Source organism: Faecalibacterium prausnitzii (assembly GCF_003324185.1).
Classification (GTDB): domain Bacteria; phylum Bacillota; class Clostridia; order Oscillospirales; family Ruminococcaceae; genus Faecalibacterium; species Faecalibacterium prausnitzii.
The window spans coordinates 156,855-181,634 of record NZ_PXUP01000003.1 but is presented as its reverse complement, the minus strand read 5'-3'; the positions used below and the strand labels follow the sequence as shown (position 1 = coordinate 181,634).

At 54.2% G+C, this 24,780-nt stretch carries 24 protein-coding genes; 6 read left to right on the top strand and 18 right to left on the bottom strand.

Annotated elements, in window-relative coordinates:
• Positions 1-113: 113 nt before the first annotated feature.
• From rnr to C7J97_RS14955, 8 genes are all read right to left on the bottom strand, one after another.
• A complete protein-coding gene (rnr, locus tag C7J97_RS03370; RefSeq protein ID WP_113992030.1) occupies positions 114-2,237 on the bottom strand; it encodes a ribonuclease R in 2,124 nt (707 codons plus the stop codon).
• Positions 2,238-2,410: 173 nt separating this feature from the next.
• Complete coding sequence (secG, locus tag C7J97_RS03365; protein ID WP_005923602.1) at positions 2,411-2,662, bottom strand: preprotein translocase subunit SecG; 252 nt, start codon at positions 2,660-2,662, stop codon at positions 2,411-2,413.
• A gap of 101 nt (positions 2,663-2,763) precedes the next feature.
• A complete protein-coding gene (locus C7J97_RS03360; protein ID WP_113992029.1) occupies positions 2,764-4,359 on the bottom strand; it encodes a penicillin-binding transpeptidase domain-containing protein in 1,596 nt (531 codons plus the stop codon).
• Between the two features lie 372 nt (positions 4,360-4,731).
• Entirely contained in the window at positions 4,732-5,511 is a 780-nt protein-coding gene (locus C7J97_RS03355; RefSeq protein ID WP_242983427.1) for a site-specific integrase, read from the bottom strand.
• A 176-nt stretch (positions 5,512-5,687) separates the two neighbouring features.
• Positions 5,688-6,344 (bottom strand): SdpI family protein, encoded by a 657-nt coding sequence (locus tag C7J97_RS03350; protein WP_113992028.1) that lies wholly within the window; start codon positions 6,342-6,344, stop codon positions 5,688-5,690.
• Positions 6,341-6,610 (bottom strand): metalloregulator ArsR/SmtB family transcription factor, encoded by a 270-nt coding sequence (locus tag C7J97_RS03345; protein WP_081028388.1) that lies wholly within the window; start codon positions 6,608-6,610, stop codon positions 6,341-6,343. The genes C7J97_RS03350 and C7J97_RS03345 overlap by 4 nt, the downstream gene beginning before the upstream one ends.
• A 159-nt stretch (positions 6,611-6,769) precedes the next feature.
• A complete protein-coding gene (locus tag C7J97_RS03340) occupies positions 6,770-10,078 on the bottom strand; it encodes a DEAD/DEAH box helicase family protein (RefSeq protein WP_113992027.1) in 3,309 nt (1,102 codons plus the stop codon).
• Positions 10,078-12,021, bottom strand: coding sequence for an Eco57I restriction-modification methylase domain-containing protein (locus C7J97_RS14955; protein WP_170126621.1), 1,944 nt, complete (start codon positions 12,019-12,021; stop codon positions 10,078-10,080). The genes C7J97_RS03340 and C7J97_RS14955 overlap by 1 nt, the downstream gene beginning before the upstream one ends.
• A 177-nt stretch (positions 12,022-12,198) precedes the next feature.
• Between C7J97_RS14955 and C7J97_RS03330 the strand changes: the two genes are divergently transcribed.
• From C7J97_RS03330 to C7J97_RS03320, 3 genes are all read left to right on the top strand, one after another.
• Positions 12,199-12,501 (top strand): helix-turn-helix domain-containing protein, encoded by a 303-nt coding sequence (locus tag C7J97_RS03330; protein WP_097792897.1) that lies wholly within the window; start codon positions 12,199-12,201, stop codon positions 12,499-12,501.
• Positions 12,502-12,614: 113 nt separating this feature from the next.
• Positions 12,615-12,806: a type II toxin-antitoxin system HicA family toxin gene (locus C7J97_RS03325; RefSeq protein ID WP_112114942.1), complete on the top strand. Its 192-nt coding sequence runs from the start codon at positions 12,615-12,617 to the stop codon at positions 12,804-12,806.
• A 140-nt stretch (positions 12,807-12,946) separates the two neighbouring features.
• Positions 12,947-13,324 (top strand): type II toxin-antitoxin system HicB family antitoxin, encoded by a 378-nt coding sequence (locus C7J97_RS03320; protein WP_015538062.1) that lies wholly within the window; start codon positions 12,947-12,949, stop codon positions 13,322-13,324.
• Positions 13,325-13,400: 76 nt separating this feature from the next.
• On the opposite strand, the gene C7J97_RS03315 is transcribed toward C7J97_RS03320, so the two are convergent.
• On the bottom strand, positions 13,401-13,700 hold the full coding sequence (locus C7J97_RS03315) for a hypothetical protein (RefSeq protein WP_146746215.1): 300 nt from the start codon (positions 13,698-13,700) through the stop codon (positions 13,401-13,403).
• 279 nt (positions 13,701-13,979) lie between these two features.
• On the opposite strand from C7J97_RS03315, the gene C7J97_RS15605 reads away from it, so the two are divergent.
• Both C7J97_RS15605 and C7J97_RS15600 read left to right on the top strand, forming a co-directional pair.
• The gene (locus C7J97_RS15605; protein ID WP_394371836.1) at positions 13,980-14,147 is read left to right on the top strand and encodes a TnpV protein; all 168 of its coding nucleotides are present in this window, start codon (positions 13,980-13,982) and stop codon (positions 14,145-14,147) included.
• Position 14,148: 1 nt separating this feature from the next.
• Positions 14,149-14,358, top strand: a complete 210-nt coding sequence (locus C7J97_RS15600; RefSeq protein ID WP_423240874.1) for a TnpV protein — start codon at positions 14,149-14,151, stop codon at positions 14,356-14,358.
• A 48-nt stretch (positions 14,359-14,406) separates the two neighbouring features.
• Here the strand turns inward: C7J97_RS15600 and C7J97_RS03305 are convergent, their stop codons facing one another.
• From C7J97_RS03305 to C7J97_RS03280, 6 genes are all read right to left on the bottom strand, one after another.
• Entirely contained in the window at positions 14,407-15,069 is a 663-nt protein-coding gene (locus tag C7J97_RS03305) for an AAA family ATPase (protein ID WP_170126620.1), read from the bottom strand.
• The gene (locus C7J97_RS03300) at positions 15,014-15,571 is read right to left on the bottom strand and encodes a hypothetical protein (RefSeq protein ID WP_113992024.1); all 558 of its coding nucleotides are present in this window, start codon (positions 15,569-15,571) and stop codon (positions 15,014-15,016) included. The genes C7J97_RS03305 and C7J97_RS03300 overlap by 56 nt, the downstream gene beginning before the upstream one ends.
• Before the next feature lie 8 nt (positions 15,572-15,579).
• Positions 15,580-16,452 carry a hypothetical protein gene (locus C7J97_RS03295; RefSeq protein ID WP_112114946.1) on the bottom strand — a complete coding sequence of 291 codons (873 nt, stop codon included), beginning with the start codon at positions 16,450-16,452 and terminating at the stop codon, positions 15,580-15,582.
• Between the two features lie 48 nt (positions 16,453-16,500).
• The gene (locus C7J97_RS15595) at positions 16,501-16,584 is read right to left on the bottom strand and encodes an HNH endonuclease (protein ID WP_112114947.1); all 84 of its coding nucleotides are present in this window, start codon (positions 16,582-16,584) and stop codon (positions 16,501-16,503) included.
• 370 nt (positions 16,585-16,954) lie between these two features.
• The gene (gene groL, locus C7J97_RS03285; RefSeq protein WP_113621124.1) at positions 16,955-18,589 is read right to left on the bottom strand and encodes a chaperonin GroEL; all 1,635 of its coding nucleotides are present in this window, start codon (positions 18,587-18,589) and stop codon (positions 16,955-16,957) included.
• Positions 18,590-18,641: 52 nt separating this feature from the next.
• The gene (locus tag C7J97_RS03280) at positions 18,642-18,929 is read right to left on the bottom strand and encodes a co-chaperone GroES (RefSeq protein WP_005923585.1); all 288 of its coding nucleotides are present in this window, start codon (positions 18,927-18,929) and stop codon (positions 18,642-18,644) included.
• Between the two features lie 304 nt (positions 18,930-19,233).
• Between C7J97_RS03280 and C7J97_RS03275 the strand changes: the two genes are divergently transcribed.
• Positions 19,234-20,310, top strand: coding sequence for an acyltransferase family protein (locus tag C7J97_RS03275; protein WP_162789040.1), 1,077 nt, complete (start codon positions 19,234-19,236; stop codon positions 20,308-20,310).
• 66 nt (positions 20,311-20,376) lie between these two features.
• On the opposite strand, the gene C7J97_RS03270 is transcribed toward C7J97_RS03275, so the two are convergent.
• From C7J97_RS03270 to C7J97_RS03260, 3 genes are all read right to left on the bottom strand, one after another.
• Positions 20,377-21,360, bottom strand: a complete 984-nt coding sequence (locus C7J97_RS03270; RefSeq protein ID WP_113621126.1) for a diacylglycerol/lipid kinase family protein — start codon at positions 21,358-21,360, stop codon at positions 20,377-20,379.
• An 87-nt stretch (positions 21,361-21,447) separates the two neighbouring features.
• Positions 21,448-23,745: an ATP-dependent Clp protease ATP-binding subunit gene (locus C7J97_RS03265; protein WP_005923578.1), complete on the bottom strand. Its 2,298-nt coding sequence runs from the start codon at positions 23,743-23,745 to the stop codon at positions 21,448-21,450.
• 185 nt (positions 23,746-23,930) lie between these two features.
• Positions 23,931-24,776, bottom strand: coding sequence for a TPM domain-containing protein (locus C7J97_RS03260; protein ID WP_113992023.1), 846 nt, complete (start codon positions 24,774-24,776; stop codon positions 23,931-23,933).
• Between the last annotated feature and the right edge of the window lie 4 nt (positions 24,777-24,780).

Genomic DNA, 24,780 nt, shown 5'->3' with positions numbered 1-24,780 from the left:
CAGGCGGGCATTTTACTTTGCCAGGATTTTGAGAACTACGATAAACTGCCCCCGAAACAGCACGATCTGGCGCGCTGCTTCGGGGGCAGTCTGTTATTTATTCAATTATAAAGTTACTGCTTTGCACTTTCCGGGGCGACCTCAAAGTCGATCTTGCCCAGATTGACGTCCGCACGCACGATGGTGATCATCATGGTATCGCCCAGATTCCAGTTCTTGCCGGAAACGGGGTCAGAAAGGCGCACGCCCTCGGTAAGCATGGTACCGGTGGCGGTCAGGCTGGAAGCAGGTACAAAGCCTTCCACGCCGTTTTCCAACTCGATGAACAGGCCGCGCTGGGTCACGCCGGAGATGCGGCCCTCGTAGCATTCGCCCAGATGGCGGCGGGCATACTCGGCCTTGTAGCAGTCCTCAGCCTTGCGCTCGATCTGCATGGCGATAACTTCGCGCTCGCTGGCCTGCTTGCTGACGTCCTCGGCAAACTCGCTGTAACGCAGGATCATGGTGTCCTTGTCCGTGCCCTTGAGCTGGGCGGTCATGATACGGTGGATAGCCAAGTCCGGGTAGCGGCGGATGGGGCTGGTGAAGTGGGCATAGTCCTGCAACACCAGACCGTAGTGTCCCTTGGGTTTTTCCTCGTACACAGCCTTGGACATGCAGCGCAGCATACCAACATTGATGATCTGCTCGTAGGCAGTGCCGCGCACGCCCTCCAGAATGGCGCTCAGCTCCTTGGGGGTGGGCACGTCCTTGGCAAAGTGGTCGTTGACGCCGCAGGCCTGCAGCAGGCCGTGCAGACGCTCCAGCTTTTCGGCGTTGGGCTCCTCGTGCACGCGGTACACAAAGGGGATCTGCTTCACGCGGGCAAAGTGGGCGGCGCACTGGTTGGCCAGCAGCATGAACTCCTCGATCATGGCCTCGCTCTCGCCGGAGGTGCGCTTTTTCACGTCGATGCAGTGACCATCCTCGTCCAGGATCAGCTTCACCTCGCCGCTCTCGATATCCATGCAGCCGCGCTCCTTGCGCAGGCGGGCACGGTGACCGTACAGCTCCTTCATAGCAGGCAGCTGCGCCAGTACTTCATGGTACTTGCCGGTCAGTTCGTCATCGGTGCTGCCGGCCAGCAGGGCGTTGATCTCGGAGTACACGCCCTTGACCCGGCTGCGGATGACGGACTTGACAAAGCGGTAGTCGGTCAGGTTGCCGTCCTTATCCAGCCGCATCAGGCAGGAGAAAGCCAGACGCAGCACGCCCTCGTTCAGGCTGCAAATGCCGTTGGACAGCTGCTTGGGCAGCATGGGCACCACCTGATCGGCATAGTAGACGCTGGTAGCGCGGCTGAAGGCCTCGTTGTCCAGCTCGGTACCGGGCTTGACGTAGTTGGAAACATCCGCGATGTGCACGCCCAGCTCAAAGCCGCCGTCCGGAGTCTTGGTCAGGCTGATGGCATCGTCGATATCCTTGGTCTCGGCGCTGTCGATGGTAAAAATGGGCAGGGCGCGCAGATCCATGCGGCCCTCGCAGTCCGCAGCAGACACCTCGGCGTTGTCCAGCTTTTTGGCCTCGTCCCGCACCTTGTCCGGGAAGCGGTTGCGGATATCCTGCGCGTAGAGCAGTGCCTTTGCGCAGCGCTTGGCCTCATCGCAGCTGCCAAAGCGCATGGCCACACCTACGCGGTGATCCTCCTGACGGCTGCCGCGCAGCAGGATCTCCACTGCCACCTTGTCGCCGTCCTTGGCGCTGCCTTCGCAGTCCCGCATGACCTGCATGGAGATGGCGGGGCAATCGTCCGGCACAAACTTCAGGCGGCCCTCCATGCGGTGCATGGTGCCCACCAGAGAATTTTTCTCTTCCAGAACAGCAAGGATCTCGCCCTCATCGCTGCCCTCTACCCGGGGGTGTGCAAACTTTTCCACCAGCACCTTGTCGCCGGGCATTGCGCCGCGGGTGAACCGGCCGGGGATAAAGATATCGCTGGTGCCGTCCTCCAGCATGACAAAGGCAAAGTTTTTGCCCAGCTTTACCACCTTGCACAGCAGTGCCTTATCGGCACGGCCGCTGCGCACGGTGAAGAACACGCCCTGGCGCTGGCAGATGACAGCCTCGTGCACCAGCTGGTCCACAGCCTCCATCACCTTGCGGTCTGCGCCGCGATCCCCGCCGAACTTATTTTTCAGATCTTTTACGGTGCACGGCTGATTCTGGATCGCGTGCTCAATTTTATCGCGCATTGCCATAAAATATTTTCTCCTTCACTTCCGTGGCCGTGCATCTCCTGCGGAGCACAGCCCTGCCTTGGGACGGGCACTTTCCCCTGTCCCCTCTTTGCGGCAGCCCGCAGAACTGGCTGCCCACACTTTTTTCTGCACAGAAAAACAGCCCCGTCCGTTCACGGGGCTGCAACGCCTTCTCAGCCTGCCAGACGGCCTGCAAACAGGCAGGCCAGAATAGCAACCACAAAGAACACCACGCCTGCAATGCGGGTGACCTTAGCCAGCATCTGATCTGCCGGGGTCAGACGTGCATTATTGGCACCGCCCACACTGCCGTTGATGGCACCGGACAGGCCCTGACCGTGGGTGTGCTGCATGAGGGTGAGGAAAACGATGACCAACGAAGCCACCAGCAGAATGGCACCGCCAACAATTTCGATAACAGACATGAATCGTAACGCTCCTTTTATTTGTAAATACGGAAAACTACGCAAAAATACAACTATATAGTAGCATAACAAAGCCAAAATTGCAAGTAGAATCCGCGCATTTAACCCGCTGCTTCCAGCGCGTTGCAGACCTGCGCAAAGATGGCTGCACCGGAGTACGCCGTGTGCACCGCACCGTCCTGCAATACCACAATGGTGTAGCGGGGCTTTTCTGCCGGCCAGAACCCCGCAAACCACAGGTTGCAGCGCTCGGTGCCCTCCGGGGTGAACTGCCCGGTCTGGGCAGTACCGGTCTTGCCGCCCGCCCCGCCGGAAAGCCCGGCGGCATCCTGCGCGGTGCCCTGCTGCACCACCTGTACCAGCATGGCGCGCAAAAGCGCTGCGTTCTGTGCTGAGATCACCCGCCGCCCCCGGGGGTGGCTGAGGGTCTCCACCGGTTGTCCGGTGGTCTCGTCCAGCGTGGCTTGCAGCACATAAGGGCTGCGGTATACGCCGTCCGCTGCAATGGTGTTGAACAGTGCCGCCACCTGCATAGGCGCTGCCAGCAGGCTGCCCTGCCCAAAGCTGAAATTGGCAAGCTGCCCGCTTTGCGCCAGCTCCTGCGGGGTGGGCAGCTGCCCTGCCTCGGCGGCAAGCCCCTCTGCCAGCGGCAGGCTACACCCAAAGCCAAAGTCTTTGGCGGCATCCAGCAAGCTTTCCGCGCCCAGCTGCTGTCCCAGACGGATAAAATAGCCGTTGCAGCTTTTTTCCAGCGCGGCGGCAAGGTCCACCTGTCCATGCGGCACCCCGCCCGCGCAGCGGAAGATTTGCCCATCCACTACCACCGCGCCAGTGCACTCGAAAACCGGCTGCAAGCCCGCTTCCAGCGCAGCCGCAGCCAGCACCGGCTTGAACACTGAGCCCACCGCGTAGCTTTGTAGCGCCCGGTTTAGAAAGGGACTGTTCTCCGCCTGCAGGCTGTCGGCAAGGTTCTCCGGGTCGTAGCACGGCACACTGACACTGGCGCGCACCGCCGCTGTGGCGGTATCCAGCACCAGAATGCAGCCGCTCGTCATGGTACTTGCCGCCACTGCTTCCACTGCCCGCTGCACCGGGCGGGAGATGGTCAGCTGCACGCCCAGCGCCCCGCTGTCGGCTTGCAAAAGTCTAGCCGTTTCTCCGGTTCGCAGCGTACCCTGCGCCGTCACGGCGCAGACAAGGCTGCTGTTCTCCCCTGTGCCGGAAAGCACGGCGTCCAGCGCCTTTTCCAGCCCGGCAGCGCCGTGGTCTGTACCATCCAGATAGCCCAGTAAATGCTGACACAGCGGCACCGCCGCATACCGCCGAGCGGCGGGATAACCGGTCAGCCCAAGGCGGGCGGGGTCGCAGCTTACCTCCAGCAAAAACGGCGCAGCGCGGCTGCGGCTGCGGTACAAAAGCGCCTGCCCGGTGGCATCGGTACAGGCATACAGGCGGTCGTAATTGCCCTGCCCGGGAAAGCACACCACCTGCCAGCGCTCCTCGAGACCAGTGAGCAGCTGCCCCTGCGCATCGTAAAAGTTTCCCCGCCGGGCGGGCAGCTGTAATGTGACTGTGCTCTGCGCTGCCGCCCGTGCAGCATAGGCGGGGTGCAGCGCCAGCAGATACAACCGGCACAGCACCACCGCAAATCCCAGCAGCAAGGCGGCATACACCGCCAGCACCCGTTTGCCGGACATCTCCGCACCCCCTTTCCCTGTGGTTAGGGTGGGCAGTAAGGGCGTGGGGTATACATAAAAAGAGGCGGAACCTCTCCGAAGAGAAGTTCCGCCTCTCTGGCATATCTTATTAAGCTTGGTACGGCTTAGTACATGCCGCCCTTCCAAACCACACTTTTGGAGCCGAATCACGAATATCGGGAAACGTAGACTTTTGTAGAATTATCAAGGCCACAAGCCGATTTTTCCAGATTCTCCGTTTTTGCACGATCCACGCTTTTCTACACAAATCTACGCCACTTACCGGGTGATTGGCGTAAGTTTTGGCGTAAGTTTTGGCGTAAGTTTCGGCGTAAGTTTCGGCGTAAGCAATTCCGCTTCATGCGTCGAAAATCACAGGTTGCCGGCGATCTGTTCAAAGGCTCTTTCAACCGATTCAAAGCTGCTGTGCGTGTAGACATCCAGCGTCACACTGGCATTGGAGTGTCCCACCAGGTATTGCAGGCTTTTTACATCCAGCCCGGCCTGCTGAACATTGGTGCAGAAGGTGTGTCGCAGCACATGAGGTGTAATGCGCGGAACAGGTTTGCTGTACGCCTTCTCAAACTTTCCCTGCACGCCACGCATATAGTTTTCCAAGTGCATTGCCACCTTCGGCATCCCGGATTTGTCCAGAAAGAGAAATCCGCTGCAACCATCTACCAGCGCTTCCACTTTCGTGGACGCTCTAGCTTTTACTACACGCCGCAACGCTGCACAAACGGTATCTGTCATGGGAACATTGCGGATACCGCTTTTTGTTTTCGGCGGTGTGACAAAGTAGGGCTTTTCAGCCGTCCGGCAAAGCTGCCGCCGGACATGGATACAGTGCCGTTCAAAGTCGATATCTGCTCGTGTCAGGCCATACAACTCACTCACACGCAAGCCGGTTCCCATAAGAATGACGATATCATCATAATAGTTGCCGCCATAGTCCTGAACGAATTGCAGATATTTCTCCTGCTGTTCTCTGGTCAGGGCATTGCGCACATAAGCGTCCTTTGGCACAACGTCCGACAGCTTGAACTTAAATGGATTCTTGCGGATGATGTCATCCTCTACCGCCATCTCAAACGCCGGTCTGACAACGCTTTGCAGGATTCCTATGGTGTTTTGCTTGAAACCGCTGTCCATCAGAAGGGAAAGCCCAGCTGCTGGGCTTCCGCATCCGTTATTTCGGAGAAATCTTCAGCCCCGGTTTCGGGGCTGGTTACATATATATCAGAGCATAAGAAAACACCCTGCAAGATTTTTCAGTCTTGCAGAGTGTTCATAGATACAAAGTATCTCACGAGGCACGGATTACAGCATTAGTATTTTTTTGATAATGTGTAGGTATAATAGGTGTCAACAATCAAAAGAATTGCTACGATGCTCATTGTCCACCAAAAACAAGAAATGCCTTTCGTCAAAAAGCATACCATGATTATAATAATACCACTTACGATAAATGAAATACCTCCAAAGCGTTGGCCTTTTTTCCATGTTGTTTCATTTTTCATACTCCATACGCTTCTCAGTCCTACAACTGAGTTCATTCGTAGTTTTGGCATAATGTTACCTAATATAATCATTGCAACGCCAAGCAGTCCAAATACAAGTTGATTCAAATCAAGTGCAATGGAAGACAGATTTTCAATCGAATTGAAATCAGCATACAAAAAATAGACTGTCATAGCGTTGAAAAGTGCAAGAGATGCTATTCCAGTCACAATACATACATTTTTGTTATTACTTCCATTTTCTTCTTGTTTTGAGGACAACTTAGCCATGGCAAGCATAAAATAACCAAATAAAACTGTAATTACAGGGAAAATTAGTGTTTCATATTTGCTACCCCAACGTGTCACTTGATTATTCATATCATAATGAGCCGGGATTTGCTCTGGCAAGAACTGTAAGGCAATCAGGACAACTACCAATGGTAAAAACATGAGACTGTAAAAAGCGACCATTTTCTTTTTCATTGTTGACCTCCACGCAAATTACTGATCCACATAATTGTTTCATCAAGGATAGATAAATTCAATTCGTAATAAATATAATTTTTGTATCGAGTTTCATAAATCAAGTCTGCCTTTTTTAGCTTCGATAAATGGTATGACAACGCCTGTGGTGTCATATCCAATGAGATTGCTAAATCTCCTGAACTTATTTTACCTTCCTGTAACTTTAGCAGAATTTTTCGACGTGTATCGTCTGCTAAAGCAGCTAACACTTCATTTATAGCCAAGCGGTCACGCTCCAATCTATTTCAAACAATCTTTAAATAGATTGTATCACACATGTACTCTTTATACAAGGCTATTTCAAAATATTTTTAAATAGCAAAAAGGCGGCCATCTGCACCCATGCAGACAGCCGCCTTTGGTTTTATGCCGTATTCTATTGGTCAATCTCTGAAAATCTTATCCAGTTCCCTTTCCATGGTGCCCGCCTTGGCGAATTCCAGCGTATCCGCCTGACGGATATGGTGGGCGGTAATGCCGTGATCCTTTGCAAAGCCCAGAATGTAGCTGATGGCAATGCGGTAGATGATCTCGGTCGGGGCAAGCCCATAGACCTGCTTGGCAAAGATATGTTCCAGCCGGGCGTTATCGTCCGGGAAGGCTTGCCGCATCTTCTCGCTGCGGTAAAGGCGCTTGACGATTTCCGTAATGTACAGGCCGGACTTCATGTAGGGGTCCAGGAAGGTTTTTCCGGGGTCATCGAAGCAGCCGGGGTTTTCCTGTTCCAGCAGGTCCACCATCTTTTTCACCACCCACTTAGGGGTAAAGATCTGGTTGGTTTTCTGGGGTGGGATGTAATCGAAGATATCCTCGGTGCGGCTCTCGTCAAAGTAATCCGCCAGCTTGACCTTCAGGTTCAGGAATTCCTTCACCGAATCGTCAAACACCACCGGGTCAAACAGGTGGCCTGCAAAGTGTTCCTCCTGTCCGGTGGCTTGGTTGATGTACGGTCCGCCGTCCCGCAAAAAGCGGAACTGCTCCAGCGTGATGCTGGTGACCTCCTGAAAGACCTTGTCCGGGATGATCCGGTCAAAGTTTGCCAGTGTCACGGTCTCGTCGCCGTAGGCCATGAGAAAGGACGGGATGGTGCGGGAAAAGCCCCGGAGATGGCCACGGACGGTGTCCTCGTAGCCCTTTTTCTCCTGCTCCTTCTGGTTGGTCTCCACGGTGCGCACGATGGTCTGCTGCATTTCCTGCGCCGTCTGCTGGATGGTGGATTGCAACGTCTCCATCAGGGCGGCGGTGCTCTGCTGCTGCTTTGCGTCGAACTCCCGGTTCACCTGCTGGCGCTGCTGGGCAGTGGTGCAGCTTTGCAGCTGCTGGGTGCGCTGGGTCTCCAGCTGGCTCTGGTCGATGCGGTAGTTGTCCACCACCTTGTTCACCGCCACGTCCATCTTGGCTTTGGCGGTGCTCTCAAACCGCTTCTGGTCGGACAGCTTCAGGTCCCGACCATACTCCTGCTTTGCCTGCTCCACCATGGGGGTGATGATCTCCTTGGTGATACTCTTTTTCAGGGGTTCCAGATGCTCTTCTTTGGCAGGAGCCGGGGCATCGGTCAGGTCTTGCAGGGCGGTGTCCAGTGCGGGGGTGCTCTCGTAAATTTTCGCCCCGAATACATCTGCCGCCTTGCCGATGACGTAGCCCTCATCCAAATCCACCTCGCCCTTGTCGTTCAGGGAGAGGTCTGCGCCGGTGTCCGGGGTGATCTGGATGGGCTTTGCCTTTGCCTCGCTGATGGGCTGGAAGTTTTGCAGAATGTCCAGCACCTCCTGCGGGGCACTGAACACGTTGGAAATGTTCTGGAACAAAAAATTGCTCTGGAAACCCATCCGCACCACTTCTTTGGACTTGATCTTCCGGGGGATGCTGAGGACTTTTTCTGCATCCAGCGGGATCATCTCCCCTTCCTCGTCCTCGCCGATGACCGGGAAGAAGTTGAGCAGATTCTGGATGTGCGCCTTGCGCTCCTCGGTGTCGCCCTTGCCGCTGGCGGTGTCCTGTGAAAGATCGTTGGCGAACTGCTCGTAGATCAGCAGGGTGCGGGCGGGGTCAAAATCGAACACATAGGCGTTCTCTTTGCGGCGGAAGGTGCCGTTTTTGTGGAAAAGGCAGGGGTTCTGGGCACGGAACGCCGCCTGCATATACAGCGCCGGGCTTTTCAGGTTGGAGAGCATCAGCACCGCCGACCACTCCGGGATGGTGACACCGGTGGTCAGCTGCCCCACCGACAGGGTGATGGTCTTTTCGTGGTGGGCGATGGCAGCTTTTACCCGGTCAAAGCTCTTCTGGTTCTCATCCGTGTCGTCCAGCTTGCCGTCACCGGCGGCAAGGATCACCTCATAGTCCCGGAATACCGGGTGCGCCTGCAGCTTTTTCGCCAGCGCTCTGGCACTGTCCACCCGGTTCAGCAGCCAGAAGGTATGCTTCAGCTCGGCACGCAGTTCCGGGGTGGAAAACGGAAATTTGTTCTGGGTGGTCATGGCATCCAGAAAGCGGTCTACCTCGGCCTCGTGCTCAAAGCTGCCGCTGGGCTTTACCTTGAAGAACTCGTTCAGGTCAAAGGCAAATTCCTGCGTTTCGCCATCGATCTCCACGCCCTGCTGGATCTCGTCCCGGATGATTTCGGACATCTGGTAGGTATAGAGGTTGAGCATGGGGAGGTTTGCGTAGGGGTTCTGCTGCCCCGGTGCGCCCTGCCAGTTCCGCTTGGCGGCCTGCTCGTCGGCGTAGGTCCAGTTGAAGATGGCATCCCCGGCAAACTTGTCGTTCGCCAGTGCCTTGAAGGGCGTGCCGGACAGGTGCAGCGTGAAGCGGCGGCGGATGCGGTCAAAGGCAAGGTCGGTCTTGTAGGTGTCCACGCCCTCGTGGGCTTCGTCGATGACCAGCACATCCCAGTTCAGCTCAGTCAGGTGGCGCAGCTTGTCATACTCGCCGCCGAAATACTTGGAGCCTTTCATGTCCTGCAGGCTGACGAACTCAATGCGCTTATACAGCTCCTCGCCCTGTGCGGCGGCATCCAGATAGCCTTGCTCGTCCAGCACATGGGGTTGCCCGGCAAGGGCATCCACATGACTGACGAACAGATAGCCGGACTCCCTGCCCAGAAAGCGCACATAGTCGCTGTACCAGCTATTGGCGATGGCTGGGCGGTTGGTAACGATGAGCACCGTCTGTGCATCGACCTGCTTGCAGAAATCGTAGACAGAAAGGGTCTTGCCAAAGCGGGGCTTGGCGTTCCAGAGGTATTCCCCGCCGGGGTGACTCTGGTAATAGGTCTTGGTGTTGCGGACAGCCCTTGCCTGTTCTTCCCGCAGGGTGTAGGCGATGGCGGCATCCAGCTGCACCCGGCCCCGGTTCATGCGGAAATCCTGAAAATATCGCCGGGACTGCTGCCCATCCAGATGGAACCACTCGTTTTTGCGGTCGTTCTCCACGTTCAGCTTGCGGAGGTAAGCGTGGAAATCGTGGTCGGTGAACACCTCGCCGCTGCCGTCATCGTAGACGGCATTGCCCCGCCACTCCTCGTGGAACAGCACATCGGCGGTGTGGGTCTGCTGTTTCAGGCGTTTGTCCACCGATTGCTCGGTGTAGCCGATCTTTGTCCAGCCGTTGTGCCGGGCAATTTCCGGGGTGGTATAGGCGTAGATCATGGGCACCACCTGCCGGGCAGTGCGCAGGGTTATGCCAGCCATTATGCCATCTCCTTTATCATTCCTTGAATATAGTTTACTTCTTCACTAGACAAATCATATTTTTCAAACAGTTGTTTGTCTGTCCATTTTCTTGTAAAATCCTGACAAGGAACAAATGCGAATGACGCTTTGCTTAACTGCTGCGTCATTGCAATTTGTAGGATAAGAAATCGAACAAATTGCGTCTTTAAGTAATCCATATAGTTGGTTGCTTCTTCTTTTGAATCAAATGCTCCCGCCACAAGATACGTTTCGGAACATATTTCGCCCGGCTTCAAAAGTTCCATCGTTGAAAGTACACGGTACTTTCCATCCTTGGCTGGTTGTCCTGCGTGTTCTGCCGTAAGACGAGAAATGATAATTTTCCATTGGTCAATCATTTCTGCTCCAGCCCTTATTTCGGTTCTTTTATATGGGCCACATCCTCCATTGTATCGTAGTGTGATATCACCGGTTTTCATTGGCTTTGCTGTTGTTGCAAGTCCAAATGGTTTTCTGCTGGAAACCACTTTATCCAGTGTTAATTCTCCATCTTCTTTTACTTTTTTGACTATTTCGGATGCAACTGGATAGCGAATAAATGTTTGAAACTCATTCAAATCTCTGTATGCTGTTGTAGCTTTTCCATTACGATAGTTTGTATACTTACACTTACCGTTATATGCTTCTTTCCAGACAAAATAGCAAACGCCACCTGCAACATCTACATTCGGAAAAACATCTAGCGAATTAGAATAATCAACCAATGTTGAAATATGTCTATCTCCTAGCATTTCCTCTCTGAACTTATCTAGTCCTTTACCGCCGGAGTACCATTTTGCAGGAATAATCAAGCAAATTGCGCCGGGATGTGTAGTTTTGATTGCTTCGATAAAACGATTATAGATAGGCGTTGCACTTACGCCGGCACCGCCATCACTTATCTGATACGGCGGGTTTCCGATGACATAATCAAACTTCATGCTGGTACTCCCTTCCTGAATGGTTTCAAAGTTCTGGGCAGCTCCATGGCTGCCCTTGCGCCAGTTTTTCACTTTGCAGGATACCGTGGGCGGCTGCGGCTCTGCCGCCCCGAACATGGAAAAGAGGTCAAGCTGTTCTGCCTCCGGCTGGGGCTTGCCGCCGGGCACAGACAGGTGCAAGCCGTCCATTTGCCACAGGTTCCAGCTGATGATGGTGGCGATAGGCTGTAACTCTTCTTTTGTGGGTTTGCGCTGCCAGCGGGCTTGCAGATGCTCTGCATAGGTCAGCAGCAGGTTAACCCTCGCCAGCAAAAGGTTATCGCCCTGATACTCATAGCCGTAGGTGGACTGCACCGCATGGGTGGCATATTTGCGCCACTCGTCCTCTGTGGCGGCGTTCTCGCTTACTACCCGCAGCTTGCGGTCCAGAATACCAATGCGCCGGGCTACCGGGATCATCTCGCCGGTGGCGGCATCGTACCGAGACGCCAGAAAGGGGGCTTCACCGCAGGTCACCTCCAAGCGGCGGCTCTGTACATACTGCACCCATGCCGGGGTCCTGCCCTTGCAGGCCGGGAACTGCACCGGCGTTTCCACCGTCTGCCAGCCTTGGGGCAGTTCCACCGTGAACTGCCCGGCGCTCTCCCCTGCCCCCAGCGCACCGAACCAGTCAGCATCCAGTGCGTTGTTCATCTTGTTGCAGACCCATGCGGGGCTGAACACTTCGCCTTTTTTGCGGGTGCGCTGCTGCTGGGTGTCGGTCTGCTTCATCATCCGGGGTAGCACCACCTCGTAGTGGGTCAGCCCGAGCTGCTGGGTGGTGATCTGGGATCTATCCGTGACAGGCTCGTACATTACCGTTTGCAGCTCCTCCGGCGGGTCGGTTGCCCAGATGATGTTTTTGCCGGTGGAGCGGTCTTTTAGAAGTGTATCCAGCACCGCCTGCACTTCCGGTGCGTGAAAGTCGATCAGTTGTTCCAACGGGGATTTCCTCGCTTTGCCTTAGCGTTGCGGCGGAAGTGATAATATTCTTAGCACTTTCAGCCTATACTAACAAGTATCTTATCACTTTCAAGGCAAATTAACAAGATTCTCGGCGTTTTTTACCAAAAGTGATATGAAACACCTATACTTATGGCAAAGAAAGGCGGGAAAAAGATGATTGGAGCACGATTAGCCGACCTGCGAGATTGGAATAACCAAACGCAGGAAGAACTCGCCAAAGCCCTTAATGTTGCAACATCTACCATCCGCAGTTGGGAGCATGAAAAGAGTTCCCCAAACCACGAGATGTTGATTGCCATTTGCAGGTACTACGGCACCTCCGCCGACTACCTGCTGGGTCTGACCGACATCGACCCCTCGGACGAAGCCCGCAAACAGCGCCAGCGCCTGACCGAAGAAGAACAAAACGAGATGCACCGCTACGAAGAATATTTGCTCTGGAAACGCAAAAAATAAGCCGCCCAGCGAGACCGTAAAGGTCGCTGGGCGGCTTATTTGCCCTCTTGACAAATACGTAAAATACGTATACAATAAAACTGTAATCCTGAAAGAAAGGAGGGGCACCCGCCATGCCGATGACTCCCAAGCAAATGATTCGCTTGCTGGAGCAGAACGGCTTTGTTTTAGTCAGTGCAAATGGGTCACACTACAAGTACCATAACCCAACTACCAACAAAACCACTGTCGTTCCATTTCACGCAAAGGATCTGAAGCCCGGTACCGAGAAAAACATTCTCAAATTAGCCGGACTCAAAAAGTAAGAATATGATGATTGTAGACTTCATATTCTGAAACTGCGAAGCACTGCATAGACTATTCTACAATTTCCAACCAATAATGTAGGCCTGTTAAGTGAAGGTACATTGATTGTTTGTTGAATTATAAAAGGTGAGGTCACATTATGAACGCTATTTTCTATCCTGCAATTTTTCACCCGGAAGAAACCGGGTACTCTGTTGAGATCCCCGATATTGAGGGCTGCTTCACCCAAGGCGATACCATGGACGAAGCTGTCCGCATGGCACAGGATGCCATCGGCCTTATGCTGGAAGATTGCAAAGTCTGCCCGGAGCCTTCTGTCCCTTCTGCGCTCCACGTTGACCCGGAAGATTTTGTAGTGATGGTGCCTTTCGATATGGAAGAGTACGAAAAGCGGTACAGACCCGTAAAGAAAACCCTTTCCATTCCCGGCTGGCTCAACGATGCCGCCGAATCGGCACACATCAACTTTTCCGGCGTCCTTCAGGATGCGCTGAAAGAGAAACTCCATCTGGCATAAGTATAAGTACAACAACAGCCGCCCAACAGTTGACCGCTATGGTCTTGCTGGGCGGCTGTTTGCCGTCTATTATCCGTTAGTTCACGTTATCTTTTTTCTCCGGATTCAACTCTTTGCGAATTTCATCTAAACTCATATTTTTATATAGAATCATGTTTAATTTACTTTCTTGAATGTTTAAAAACATTGCTCTTGCCCAAAGCGCAGACTTATATTTCTTATAGTAGTCAGTAACATACTTATTGTCTGTGATATCTTTTTCTTTCCAGTTTTCAAAGAAATAGCACAAATTTATCGCACAATCTGCGGCTTTTGTTACTTCTCTAAAGCATTTCTGCGCATCTTCGCTATGATTCCCATGAATAATACGTTCCAATTGGACATATAGTCTGTTAATCGTCGTAATATGGCTTCTCATTTTTCGACAATCATTACATCATTGCCATTCGAGCGCCAGACCTTAATTTCTCATGATAATATGCACTGATAGTGCGCTTTTCATCCACATATTCCACGCATTTTAAGCTATCCGCAGCGTCTCTAAGAATTCTGTAGCCATTTTGTAGCCACTGGCTACAACGCAACCTCCGCTAGCTGATTCACCTCAAAGCCACTCGGTACTACTGTAAATAAATGATACATAGAGGTTTGCAATATGGAAAAATACATTTACGATAACAGCAACGGTCTTTGGTATGAGCTACATGGAGAATACTATCTGCCGTGTCTGGTCATCCCAGAGGAAGAAGTACACACCATCGGTATCTGGGGCAGAAAGCACCAGCAGTACCTCAGAGAATACCGTCCTATTATCCTACTCTGATCTGCTTCTCAGCGGCAAGCTGTACGGCTATCTCTCTGACATTGATACTCAGGCTCGAAATAAGCTCGACTTGCTTGTAACGCATCTGGCAGAGAAAGAGGGAATCAACGAGTCTCTGAAAGCACAGAATCAACTTGCATGGATCGGAGCCATGAACAACATCCGCAACCGTGCGGAGGAATTCATCAACGCAGAATTGATTTTCGCATAATTTAGCATCAGCCGGGCAGTGGTTAGCTGCTCGGCTGATATTTTGTTTCTACTTAACGATCTGCGCATACAATGCGTCGGTAATTTGACGCATTATTTCACTATTGATATCACGCATATTAGAATAGCGTGAAACATCAATATCTATTATATCTGAAGCCTGTAACGTGCTGTCAAGCCCAGGACACTCATGTTTGATTTTTTCTAAATAGTGCTCGCTCTTAAAAGCTACATATTGTTCTTTTTCTTGTGTGGAAAGCGGCCAAAATGCACATTTATAACTAAATCTTGAACGCAGTTCCGGTGGCAAAAATTCACCTATTCGTTCTTTAGGCATATTGGAAGTAAAAATTATGATGTATTTTTCTAAGTCATATTCACGTCCCAAAGAATCTGTGAATTTTCCTTCTTCAAGCAACTGTAAGAAAAAGTTATAAACAGCCTTACTTGCTTTTTCAAACTCATCTATAAGAATTACCTTGCTTCGGCTACGCATAAGCTTGTCGGGCAATTCACCTTTATTACTGCCTATATAACCTCGTGGGCTACCAATCAAACTGTTAAGAGCATCTTGAGCACTGTAATTGCCGAAATTGATCTTTATCATAGGTTCATCTGCGGCTAACTTTTGATGAAGCAATCTTGCAACTTCTGTTTTACCGATACCGGAAGCACCACATATCAATACGGAAAAAAATCGGCTGTTGCCCAATCCGGTTAAACAGTCTATATTTCGTCAATTCCTCTTTCAGACGTTTTTTGAAAAGCTCATTTCCAAAAAGATTTTGATTTAGATAGGCCAAAACATTTTCAAAATCAGATTGATCAATATCAACGATATTTTGAATTGGGTCTTTTTCAATTTCAAGAAAATCCTCAAGGTCAAGAACTTCATCAATCTTATAATACAGTAAATCTCGTACTTGTTTGCTGTATTGGCGTTCAATGATAACATACAGTGCAACGGATTGCTCTTGTTGAATTATATTCAACAAGAGTTCAGCTGGAGCGATGAGAGCGTCTGCACGATCTTCATTATAAAACAAAGAAGATAAGTCAATAAAGACTGAAAGAGTACCTGGTGGAAGTTCAAATTTCGATTGATCCTTAGCAAAAAAAGACCAACTTAATATTTGTCCACCTGCTTCCTCAATCGCTTTAACTACACGCTCTCTGTTCTTTCTGTCATATTCGTAAATGCTTACTCTGTCCATGATATCACCTAAATATTGATGTCTTGAATAATGGCAATGACATCAATGTAATGAACTTTTCCTTGCGCAAGAGAAATATTTCGAATACCATTTTTATCTTCTTCTCGAACGCCATCCTCAATATCCATACCGCTATCTTGAATATCGTTTGTCTCCTGCTGGTTCTTCTTTCCACTATCATTCAGTGCCATCATACGATTGATTTTTCGTTCAACATCACGACGATCAAATTCTCCACGATAAATACCGAGCACTGTGACTTTACCAATCTCAATATCTGAAATACTGTACTGGCTTTCCATCTCATTTTCAGCGCTCATAGGGATTTTGAGCATCATATGCTCATTAGTACCGAATCTATGTGGAAGTTCACCACAAAGAACATATGCAGATCCCTTAAACATAACTTCCATAAGAGATGTGAAGTTCATATTACCAATTCCCTCAACAGGAACCTGATTTACCAAGCCACTCATCAGTGCTTTGGTAGCCATCACATCATCGGAATTTACAACGGTAAGGTAAACGTCCTTAATTTTCACCAAGTTACCAACCTTGCTATCATCTAAACGACGTACCTCTTTAGCTTTCTCATAAATGGGCTTAAGAATTGTCGATTTAGAACTTACCACTTTTACAGTATCTTCCACTCGATTAGACCTGTTATGAGATAAATTTCCATTCAGATCTATGCTTGGTAAATACTGTCCGATAACAGGAATTTTGGAAGCAGCACTCGTGGTAACATCGCCATCGCCAGCCATTGCTAATTCTGTATTCTTGATTCGAGTGATTTTTTCTACTATTTGATTATCAAATAACATTGAAATTTCTGATGCTTTCTCGTTATTGATATAGTAGATATTAAACATATTCTTCAATTAGTTCCTCCTCGTAAGTGCTATATTTTTCCAAATACCTATTGGTATCTATTCCTGCGCACCTTTTTTGAGATTACAATCACGACAAAGCATTTGGCAGTTTTCTGGTGTGGTTTTATGTCTGCATAGCATGGTACTGCTCGTCGATCTCCTTTATGTTATAGTCCATCAGACCGGGAATCCCCATTTCGCCGCCGCATTCGTTGCAGAAAGCAGCCGTGATCTCAAAAGTGTATTTCTTTCTTTTTTATTATTGTATCCCTACCTTTGTTTTTCGTCAACAATAAAGCCGCTGACAGTCTGCCGCTCGCAGAATCCATCAGTGGGTTTCATGAGTCTTCAAATCCCCTAGACACAAAAAATCGGCACCCGCTTTTCAGCGGGTGCCGATTCTGTTACCCTATAGTGCGCTTTGATTTTTGGCGTAAGTGGCGTAAGTTTGGCGTAAATCCGCTTTTGCGCGCTCCAAAAATCAAGGATTCATGCGGTTTTTTGGCAGCTATTAGTACATGCCGCCCATGTCACCGCCGGCAGGTGCGGCGGGAGCCGGGGGTTCCGGCAGGTCGGCCACGAGGCTCTCGGTGGTCAGCACCATCTCAGCGACGGAAGCTGCATTCTCCAGAGCGGAACGGGTGACCTTGGTCGGGTCCACGATGCCTGCGGCGATCATATCCTCGACAAAGACCTCGTTCTGGGCATCGAAGCCGTAGTTGGGCTTGTTGGCAGAGATGATCTTGTCGATGATGACGCTGCCCTCCAGACCGGCATTCTTGGCGATCTGGCGCAGAGGAGCCTCCAGAGCCTTCAACACGATCTTGGCACCGGTGCGCTCGTCGCCCTCCAGCGTATCGCACAGGGCGCGCACAGCGGGGATGGCATTGATGGGAGCGGTACCGCCGCCAGCCACAACGCCTTCCTGCACAGCTGCCTTGGTAGCGTTCAGTGCATCCTCAATGCGCAACTTCTTGTCCTTCATCTCGACTTCGGTAGCAGCACCGACCTTGATGACAGCCACACCGCCGGCCAGCTTAGCCAGACGCTCCTGCAGCTTCTCGCGGTCAAAGTCGCTGGTAGCGGCCTCGATCTGGCTGCGAATCTGGGCAATGCGAGCTGCAATGGCGTCCTTGTCGCCTGCGCCGCCCACGATGGTGGTGTTCTCCTTGGTCACCTTCACCTGACGGGCATGACCCAGCATCTGGACGGTTGCGTCCTTCAGCTCGTAGCCCAGATCAGAGGAGATCACGGTGCCGCCGGTCAGGGTAGCGATATCCTGCAGCATCTCCTTGCGGCGGTCGCCGAAGCCGGGAGCCTTAACAGCCACGACATTCAGGGTACCGCGCAGACGGTTGACGATCAGGGTGGACAGAGCCTCGCCCTCAATGTCCTCAGCCACGATCAGCAGCTTCATGCCGTTCTGCATCACCTGCTCCAGCAGGGGAACCAGATCCTGAATGACGCTGATCTTCTTATCGGTGATCAGGATAGCAGCGTTGTCCAAATCGGCCACCATCTTGTCGGTATCGGTGACCATATAGGGGGTCAGGTAGCCGCGGTCAAACTGCATACCTTCCACGATCTCGTTGTAGGTCTCGGCGGTGGTCTTGTTTTCCTCGATGGTGATAACGCCGTCAGAGGTGACCTTCTCCATAGCCTCGGCGATCAGACGGCCGATCTCGGGGTCGCCGGCAGAGATGGTGCCGACGCGGGCGATATCGTTGCTGTCCTTCACCTTCTGGCTGTGTGCCTTGATGCTCTCCACAGCGGTGGTAACGGCCTTGCTCATGCCGCGGCGGATATCCATGGGATTTGCGCCGGCGGTAACGTTCTTCATGCCCTCGTTGACCATGGCCTGTGCCAGCACGGTAGCGGTGGTGGTGCCATCGCCTGCGGCATCGTTGGTCTTGGTTGCGACCTCACGCACCAACTGTGCGCCCATGTTCTCGAACTCGTCCTTCAGCTCGATCTCCTTTGCGATGGTCACGCCATCGTTGGTGATGACCGGTGCGCCGAACTTTTTGCCCAGCACCACGTTGCGGCCCTTGGGGCCGAGGGTGATCTTAACGGTGTTAGCCAGGGTATCAATACCGGCACACAGTGCCTTGCGGGCGTCCTCGCCCTGCTTGATCTGCTTTGCCATAATACATCGCTCCTTTATAATACAAGCTCAATTGAAAAGGGAAAATTCAGTTTCAGTCTTCCACAACAGCCAGAATATCACTCTGACGCACGATGGTGCACTCTTCGCCGTCCACCTTGACCTCAGTGCCAGAGTACTTGCTGGTGAGGACCTTGTCGCCGACCTTGACGGTCATCTTGACTTCCTTGCCGTCCACGACACCGCCGGGGCCGACAGCAATGACCTGTGCGACCTGCGGCTTCTCTTTTGCGCTGCCGGTCAGGATCAGGCCGCCCTTGGTGGTCTCCTCAACTTCAACAGTCTTGATGACAACACGGTCTGCAAGAGGAATGATTTTCATAATTCTTGCCCTCCAATTATATTGAATTTATTTGAAACTTTGTTGTGTCCTGCGGGGGCTTCGTGTGTGCTCCGCAGTGGTTTAGCACTCCATTTCTCTGAGTGCTAATTGTATTGTACTCATCTTGCTCTGAAAAATCAAGGGGTTTTGCAATTTTTCTTTGTTAAGAATTTATGACGCCCAAAAATCGCACCCTACTACGCAAAAAAGCGGTGTGTCCTTGACAGGACGCGCCGCCTTTTTTATACTTATAACGCATTACAAAAACACAGCTGACGCGCTTTGCGGCAGAACGGAGGATACTTTGACAGACAAAAAGCTGATCTCATCTTTGCAGGGGCTGCGGGCAGTCGCATTTCTGAGCGTGGTGCTCTCCCATTGCGGGGCACCGTGGCTGGGGCCGTGGGCGATCACGGTATTCGTGGCGCTGTCCGGTTTTTTGATGACCTGCAACTATTACGACCGTCCCCGCACAGCACCGGGACTGCGGTCTGCCATAGCTTTCTCTCTTAAAAAAATACGAAAGCTGTACCCGCTGCACCTTATAATGATGGCTGCCGCGTTGTTATTTGTGCTGAAGTGGCTTCTGGCGCAGCCCTCTGCCCGCGGGGTGCTCTCCTGTGCGGCGCAGCTTGTGGTGAGCATTTTCCTGCTGCAAACATGGATCCCCTCCAGCCGTTTCTGGTTCTGCCTGAACGGAGTGGCGTGGTATCTTTCGGTACAGGCTTTTCTGTATGCCATCTTTCCCCCGCTTCTCGCCGTACTGAAAAAGGCCGATGTCCGCAGGCTGCGTTGCATTGCCGTCGTGATCTTCTGCGCACAGTGCCTTGCGTCCTTTGTTTTCTGGAAAGCCGGGCTCAGCGGAAAGGCCGCCTTTTACCTGACCTATCTGTGCCCTGTGTTCCGGGCGGGAGATTTTACCATCAGCTGCTGCATGGGCTGCCTTTACCACAGCCGCAAACAGGAGAGCGGCCTGCCAGGCGGTGCTTTCTCCCTGCTGGAGCTTGCCGCTGTGCTGCTTGCGGGCGGCTGCCTGTTTATCGCCGCCAAGCAGGTGGGGGTTCTGGGCGCGGTGGCCTTCCGGTACAACGTGCTGTTCACACCCTCTGCGGTGCTGCTGGTCTGGCTGCTTGCCGTGGGCAAGGGAATCATTTCCCGGCTGCTTTCCGCAAAGCCGTTTTTGTGGCTGGCCGGGCTGTCCCCTTACGGTTTTCTGATCCATCAGGTGCTGATCCGGTATATGGAGTGGACTGCGGACAAGTTCAGCCTTACGGTACATCCTGTGGTCTGGACCCTGACCGTATATCTGCTCACGCTCTACCTGAGCAGCTTTTACAAGGCGCTGGAGCACAGGGTACGGCAGCGCCTTGCAAAACAATAAGCAAAACACAAGGCCGCTGCACGGAACAATGTGCAGCGGCCTTGTTTGGGTCTGATGATTTATTTTTTACTTCACGCCCGCCTTTTTGGTGGTAAAGCGCTGGTAGGCGGGCAGCGGCAGCAGCACGCGGCCTGCCAGCGGCTGCACCTGCACCGACACCTGCTTGCAGGGGGCGCACTCGCCGTCCACTGTGGCAATGATGGGTCCGCGGCCATCTGCTGCCCGCAGACTGACCGATTTTGCGCGGCGGTAGATAAAGTAGGGCTTTGCGGCCTCGGTCAGCTGGCCGTTTTGAAAGTGCTGGCCGTTTTTGTACAACATCAGCAGTTTTGCAATGACCCGGCGGCTGACCTTGCGCACGATGAACACATCCAGCCAGCCGTCATCCGGCTGTGCCTCCGGCCCGGCCATAAAACCGCCGCCGTAGGCGCGGCCATTGCACACTGCGCACATCAGGCAGTCCACGGTCAGCACCTCGCCGTCAATGACGTACTCCACCCTGCGGCCGATATGCCCGCACAGCTGCTGAACAATGGACAGCGCATAGGCTGCCTCGCCGCCGCACAGCGGGATGCGCCGGAACTTGGGGATGCCGTAGGCCACCTGTGCGTCCAGACCGGCGGCACAGATGGTAGCAGAAAGCCCCAGACTGGTGCGCATCAGGTCGATGGGCACCACCCCGCCGGCCAACTGGGCGTCCAGATCCAGAAACTCTTCCTTTGTACCGTAGGTGCGCAGAAAGTCGTTGCCGCTGCCATAGGGCAGGCAGCCCACGGCGGTCTTGTCAAAGCCGTGAGCGCCGGTGAGCGCCTCGTTGAAGGTGCCGTCACCACCGGCGGTAAAAATGTGAAGCTCCACCCCGGCCTTCTGGGCGGCAGCGGCGGCTGCGCGGGACAGTTCCCGGGCGTGGCCTGCGTGGGTGGTGACGCGGATGGTGTAGTCCTCCGGGGCAAGCCCGGCACCGGCAGCAGCTGCCGCGATCTGCTGCGGCAGGGTGCGGGTACAGTCGGCCTTTCCGGCTGCGGGGTTCAGAAGAAACAGCGTGTGCATCGGGGTCCTCCCTGTTGTAACTCTATTTCCCCTATAATAGTCGAAAACCGTGCCGGTTGCAAGCAAAAACGCTATTTTGCTATTTTCTTATAGAGTTATGGTTTCATCCTCCCGCAAAACGATGCTGCCATCGGCGGCGCAGTCTGCTGTCCAGTGCTGCCCTACGCAGGCAGTTCCGGCAGCAATGCGGTTTGCAAGTGCCTGCTCCACCGCCCTGTCCACCTGACGGCGCAGTTCCCGCGCACCATAGGCCGATTGCGCCCGGGCAGCCAGTGCCGCCCCCACCTGCGGGGTGTGGCGCAGCCGGTAGCCGCTGCGGGCGGCGCGCTGCTCCAGCTGGCAGAGCATTTTTTCTGCAATGGCGCAGAGGTTTTCCTCTGCCAGCGGGCGGAATACGATCACCTCGTCCAGCCGCCCGAGCAGCTCCGGGCGGAACCACTTTTTAGCTTCCTCCACAGCCTGCGCGGACTGCTTTTCAAACACTGCCTCTGCCCCGGCAGCAAAACCCAGCGGCGCGTTCTGCCCCGCCAGAAACCGTGCGCCCAAATTTGACGTAAGCAGCACGATGGTATTGCGGAAATCTGCCTTGCGCCCCATGGCATCGGTCAGCTGACCGTCCTCCAAGATCTGCAACAGGATATTCTGGATATCCGGGTGCGCCTTTTCGATCTCGTCAAACAGCACCACGCTGTACGGGCGGCGGCGCACAGCCTCGGTCAGCTGCCCGCCCTCGTCATGGCCGAGGTAGCCCGGCGGCGCACCCAGCAGCCGGGCGGCGGTGTGCTGCTCCTGATACTCCGACATATCAAATTTGAGCAGCGCCTTCTCGCTGCCGAACCAGCTGACCGCAAGCGCCCGCGCCAGTGCGGTCTTGCCCACGCCGGTAGGCCCCAAAAACAGCATAGCACCGATGGGACGTCCCGGCTCTCCCAAACCGGTGCGGCTGCGCCGGATGGCTCCCGCCACGGCAGCCACCGCACGCTGCTGACCGACGATCTCGGCATTCAGGCGGCTTTCCAGCTTGTCCAGACGCTCCCGCTCCTGCTCGCCCACCCGCTGGGCGGGCACGCCGCTGGCGGCCGCCACCACCCGGGCGATATCCTCCGGGGTGAGCACCGGCTGGGTGCGCTGCTCCTTTTCGGCAAGGATACGCGCCGCCGCACAGGCTTCGTCCACAAGGTCGATGGCCTTATCCGGCAGACAGCGGCCGGGCAGGTACCGCACCGAAAGCTCCACTGCCGCCTGCAAGGTCTGGGGCGGCAGACGCACGTTATGGTATCGCTCGTAGCGGGGCGCAAGGCCGTTGAGGATCTCCACCGCCTGCGCAGGGGTAGGCTCCTCCACCTGCACCCGGCCAAAGCGGCGTTCCAGTGCGGCGTCCTTCTGGATGTGGGTACGGAACTCCTGATTGGTAGTGGCGCCGATAAGCTGCAACTCGCCCCGGGCAAGCACCGGCTTTAAGATGCTGGCAGCGTCAATAGCACCCTCGGCGGCACCGGCTCCCACGATGGTGTGGAACTCGTCGATGAACAGGATGGCAGTGCCGTCCCGCACCAGCTCTTCCAGCAGGTTTTTCAGCCGCTCTTCAAAATCGCCCCGGTACTTGGTGCCCGCCACCAAGCTGGCCATATCCAGTGCCAGCAGCCGCCGCCCTTGCAGCGCTCTGGGCACCTGCCCGGCGGCAATGCGCAGCGCCAGACCCTCAGCCAGCGCTGTTTTGCCCACGCCCGGCTCGCCGATCAGACAGGGGTCGTTTTTCTGGCGGCGGCACAGGATCTCCACCATGCGGTCAAGCTCGGCTTCCCGGCAGAACACCGGGTCCAGCTCCCCTTCGGCGGCGCGGCGGGTCAGATCGCGGCAGTATTTATCGCTGGCGCGGCTGCCCCGGGGGATGCTGGCCGACACCCGGGGCTGGGCGGGCAGCACAAACTGTCCGCTCAGCTGGCGGCACTCCCGCACCGCCTCGGTGAGCGAAAGCCCCATCTCCGCCAGCAGCAGCCCGGCGGCGCAGCCGTCATCTTCCAGCATGGCACAGAGAAGATGTTCCGGCTCTGCCCGGCTGACATGGGCATTCTGCGCCCCAATGAGCGCATAGTCCATGGTGCGGCGCAGGTCCGGTGCCATGGACTGCCGGTCCAGCCGCTGTGCCGGGCCGCTGCGCTGCTGCGCCAGCTGGCGGCGCACCTCCGGCTCGGTAATGTTTTTCCGGGTGAGGAACTGCGCCGCAGCGCCCTGCTGCTGCAGCATTGCCAACAAAAGATGGCTGGTATCCGCCTGTTCACAGCCCAGATCCCCCGCCAGCTGCACCGCCTGCTGCAACAGCCGCGCCGCCGGGCGCGAAAAGCCCCGGTAACCGCCCATGCCCAGATTTTCCCAAATGCCCATGTGTCTGCTCCTTGCTGCATATAAAATCGTCTGCACTGGAAGTATAGCCCCAAAGGCGCAGAAAAAATCAGTCGTTTGTGTCGGGCGGCAGAAAAGTAAAAACCGATCCGCAGCGGTTGCCGGGACGCGGGTGCGACCGGCTGCTGCGGATCGGTTTTTGAGATTTTATCTTGCGGGGAACGTTTTCAGAACGAACCGCCTCCGCCGCCGTGGGTGGAGCCGCTGGAGGAGGTGTGGGTGGAGCTGTCACCGGAGTCGCTGGAGCTGGACTCCTTCGGCCGCTCGGTGCGGTGGACCTCACGGTACAGATACAGATCCCGTTGGTTGGTCAGCTTCATGCTGCCCTGCCGCACATAGCTGGTTGCGTCCCGCTGCGGTGCCACGCTCTTGAGCCGGCTCTTCATCACGCCGGTCACAATCAGTGCCGTCACCAGACCAATGACCAGCGCCAGACACAGATACAGGATGGAGAGGGGCTCATGCGGCATATTGTCCACATCGTAGGGGTGGCCTTCGCGGGCGGCGGTAACATACGCATCCGTCCACTGGATAAAGGTGCGGAAGGCGGCGGCGTAATCACCGTCTGCCATATCGGGGGTCATCTGCTCGCCAAGGTACTGGATGCCGGCATCCGTAAAGGCGGTAATGCCGTAGCCGCAGGTTGAGATATGCCATTTGCGGTCGCCTATGCTCACCAGCAGCAGCACGCCGTCCCGGTTTTCGCCGTAGCCGAACTGGCAGTAATCATACAGGTCATCGGCATATTCCTCCATGCTGGTGCAGCCCTCGTTTTCCAGCGAGTCGATGGTAGCAATGATCACATCAAAGCTCTGACGGACGCTCAGTTCCTCCAGTGAAGCTTCCAGCTCGCCGTCCTCGTCCTCGGTCAGAACTTCTGCGCTGTCGTTCATGCGGTAATACAGGTCGGCAAAGCCGTCTGCGGCAAAGGCCGGTGCGGCCAGCGCGACCAGCAGCACCAGTGCTGCCAGCGCGGCACAGAGGGAGCGCAGTGGGGTAACAGTCTTTTTCATCTTC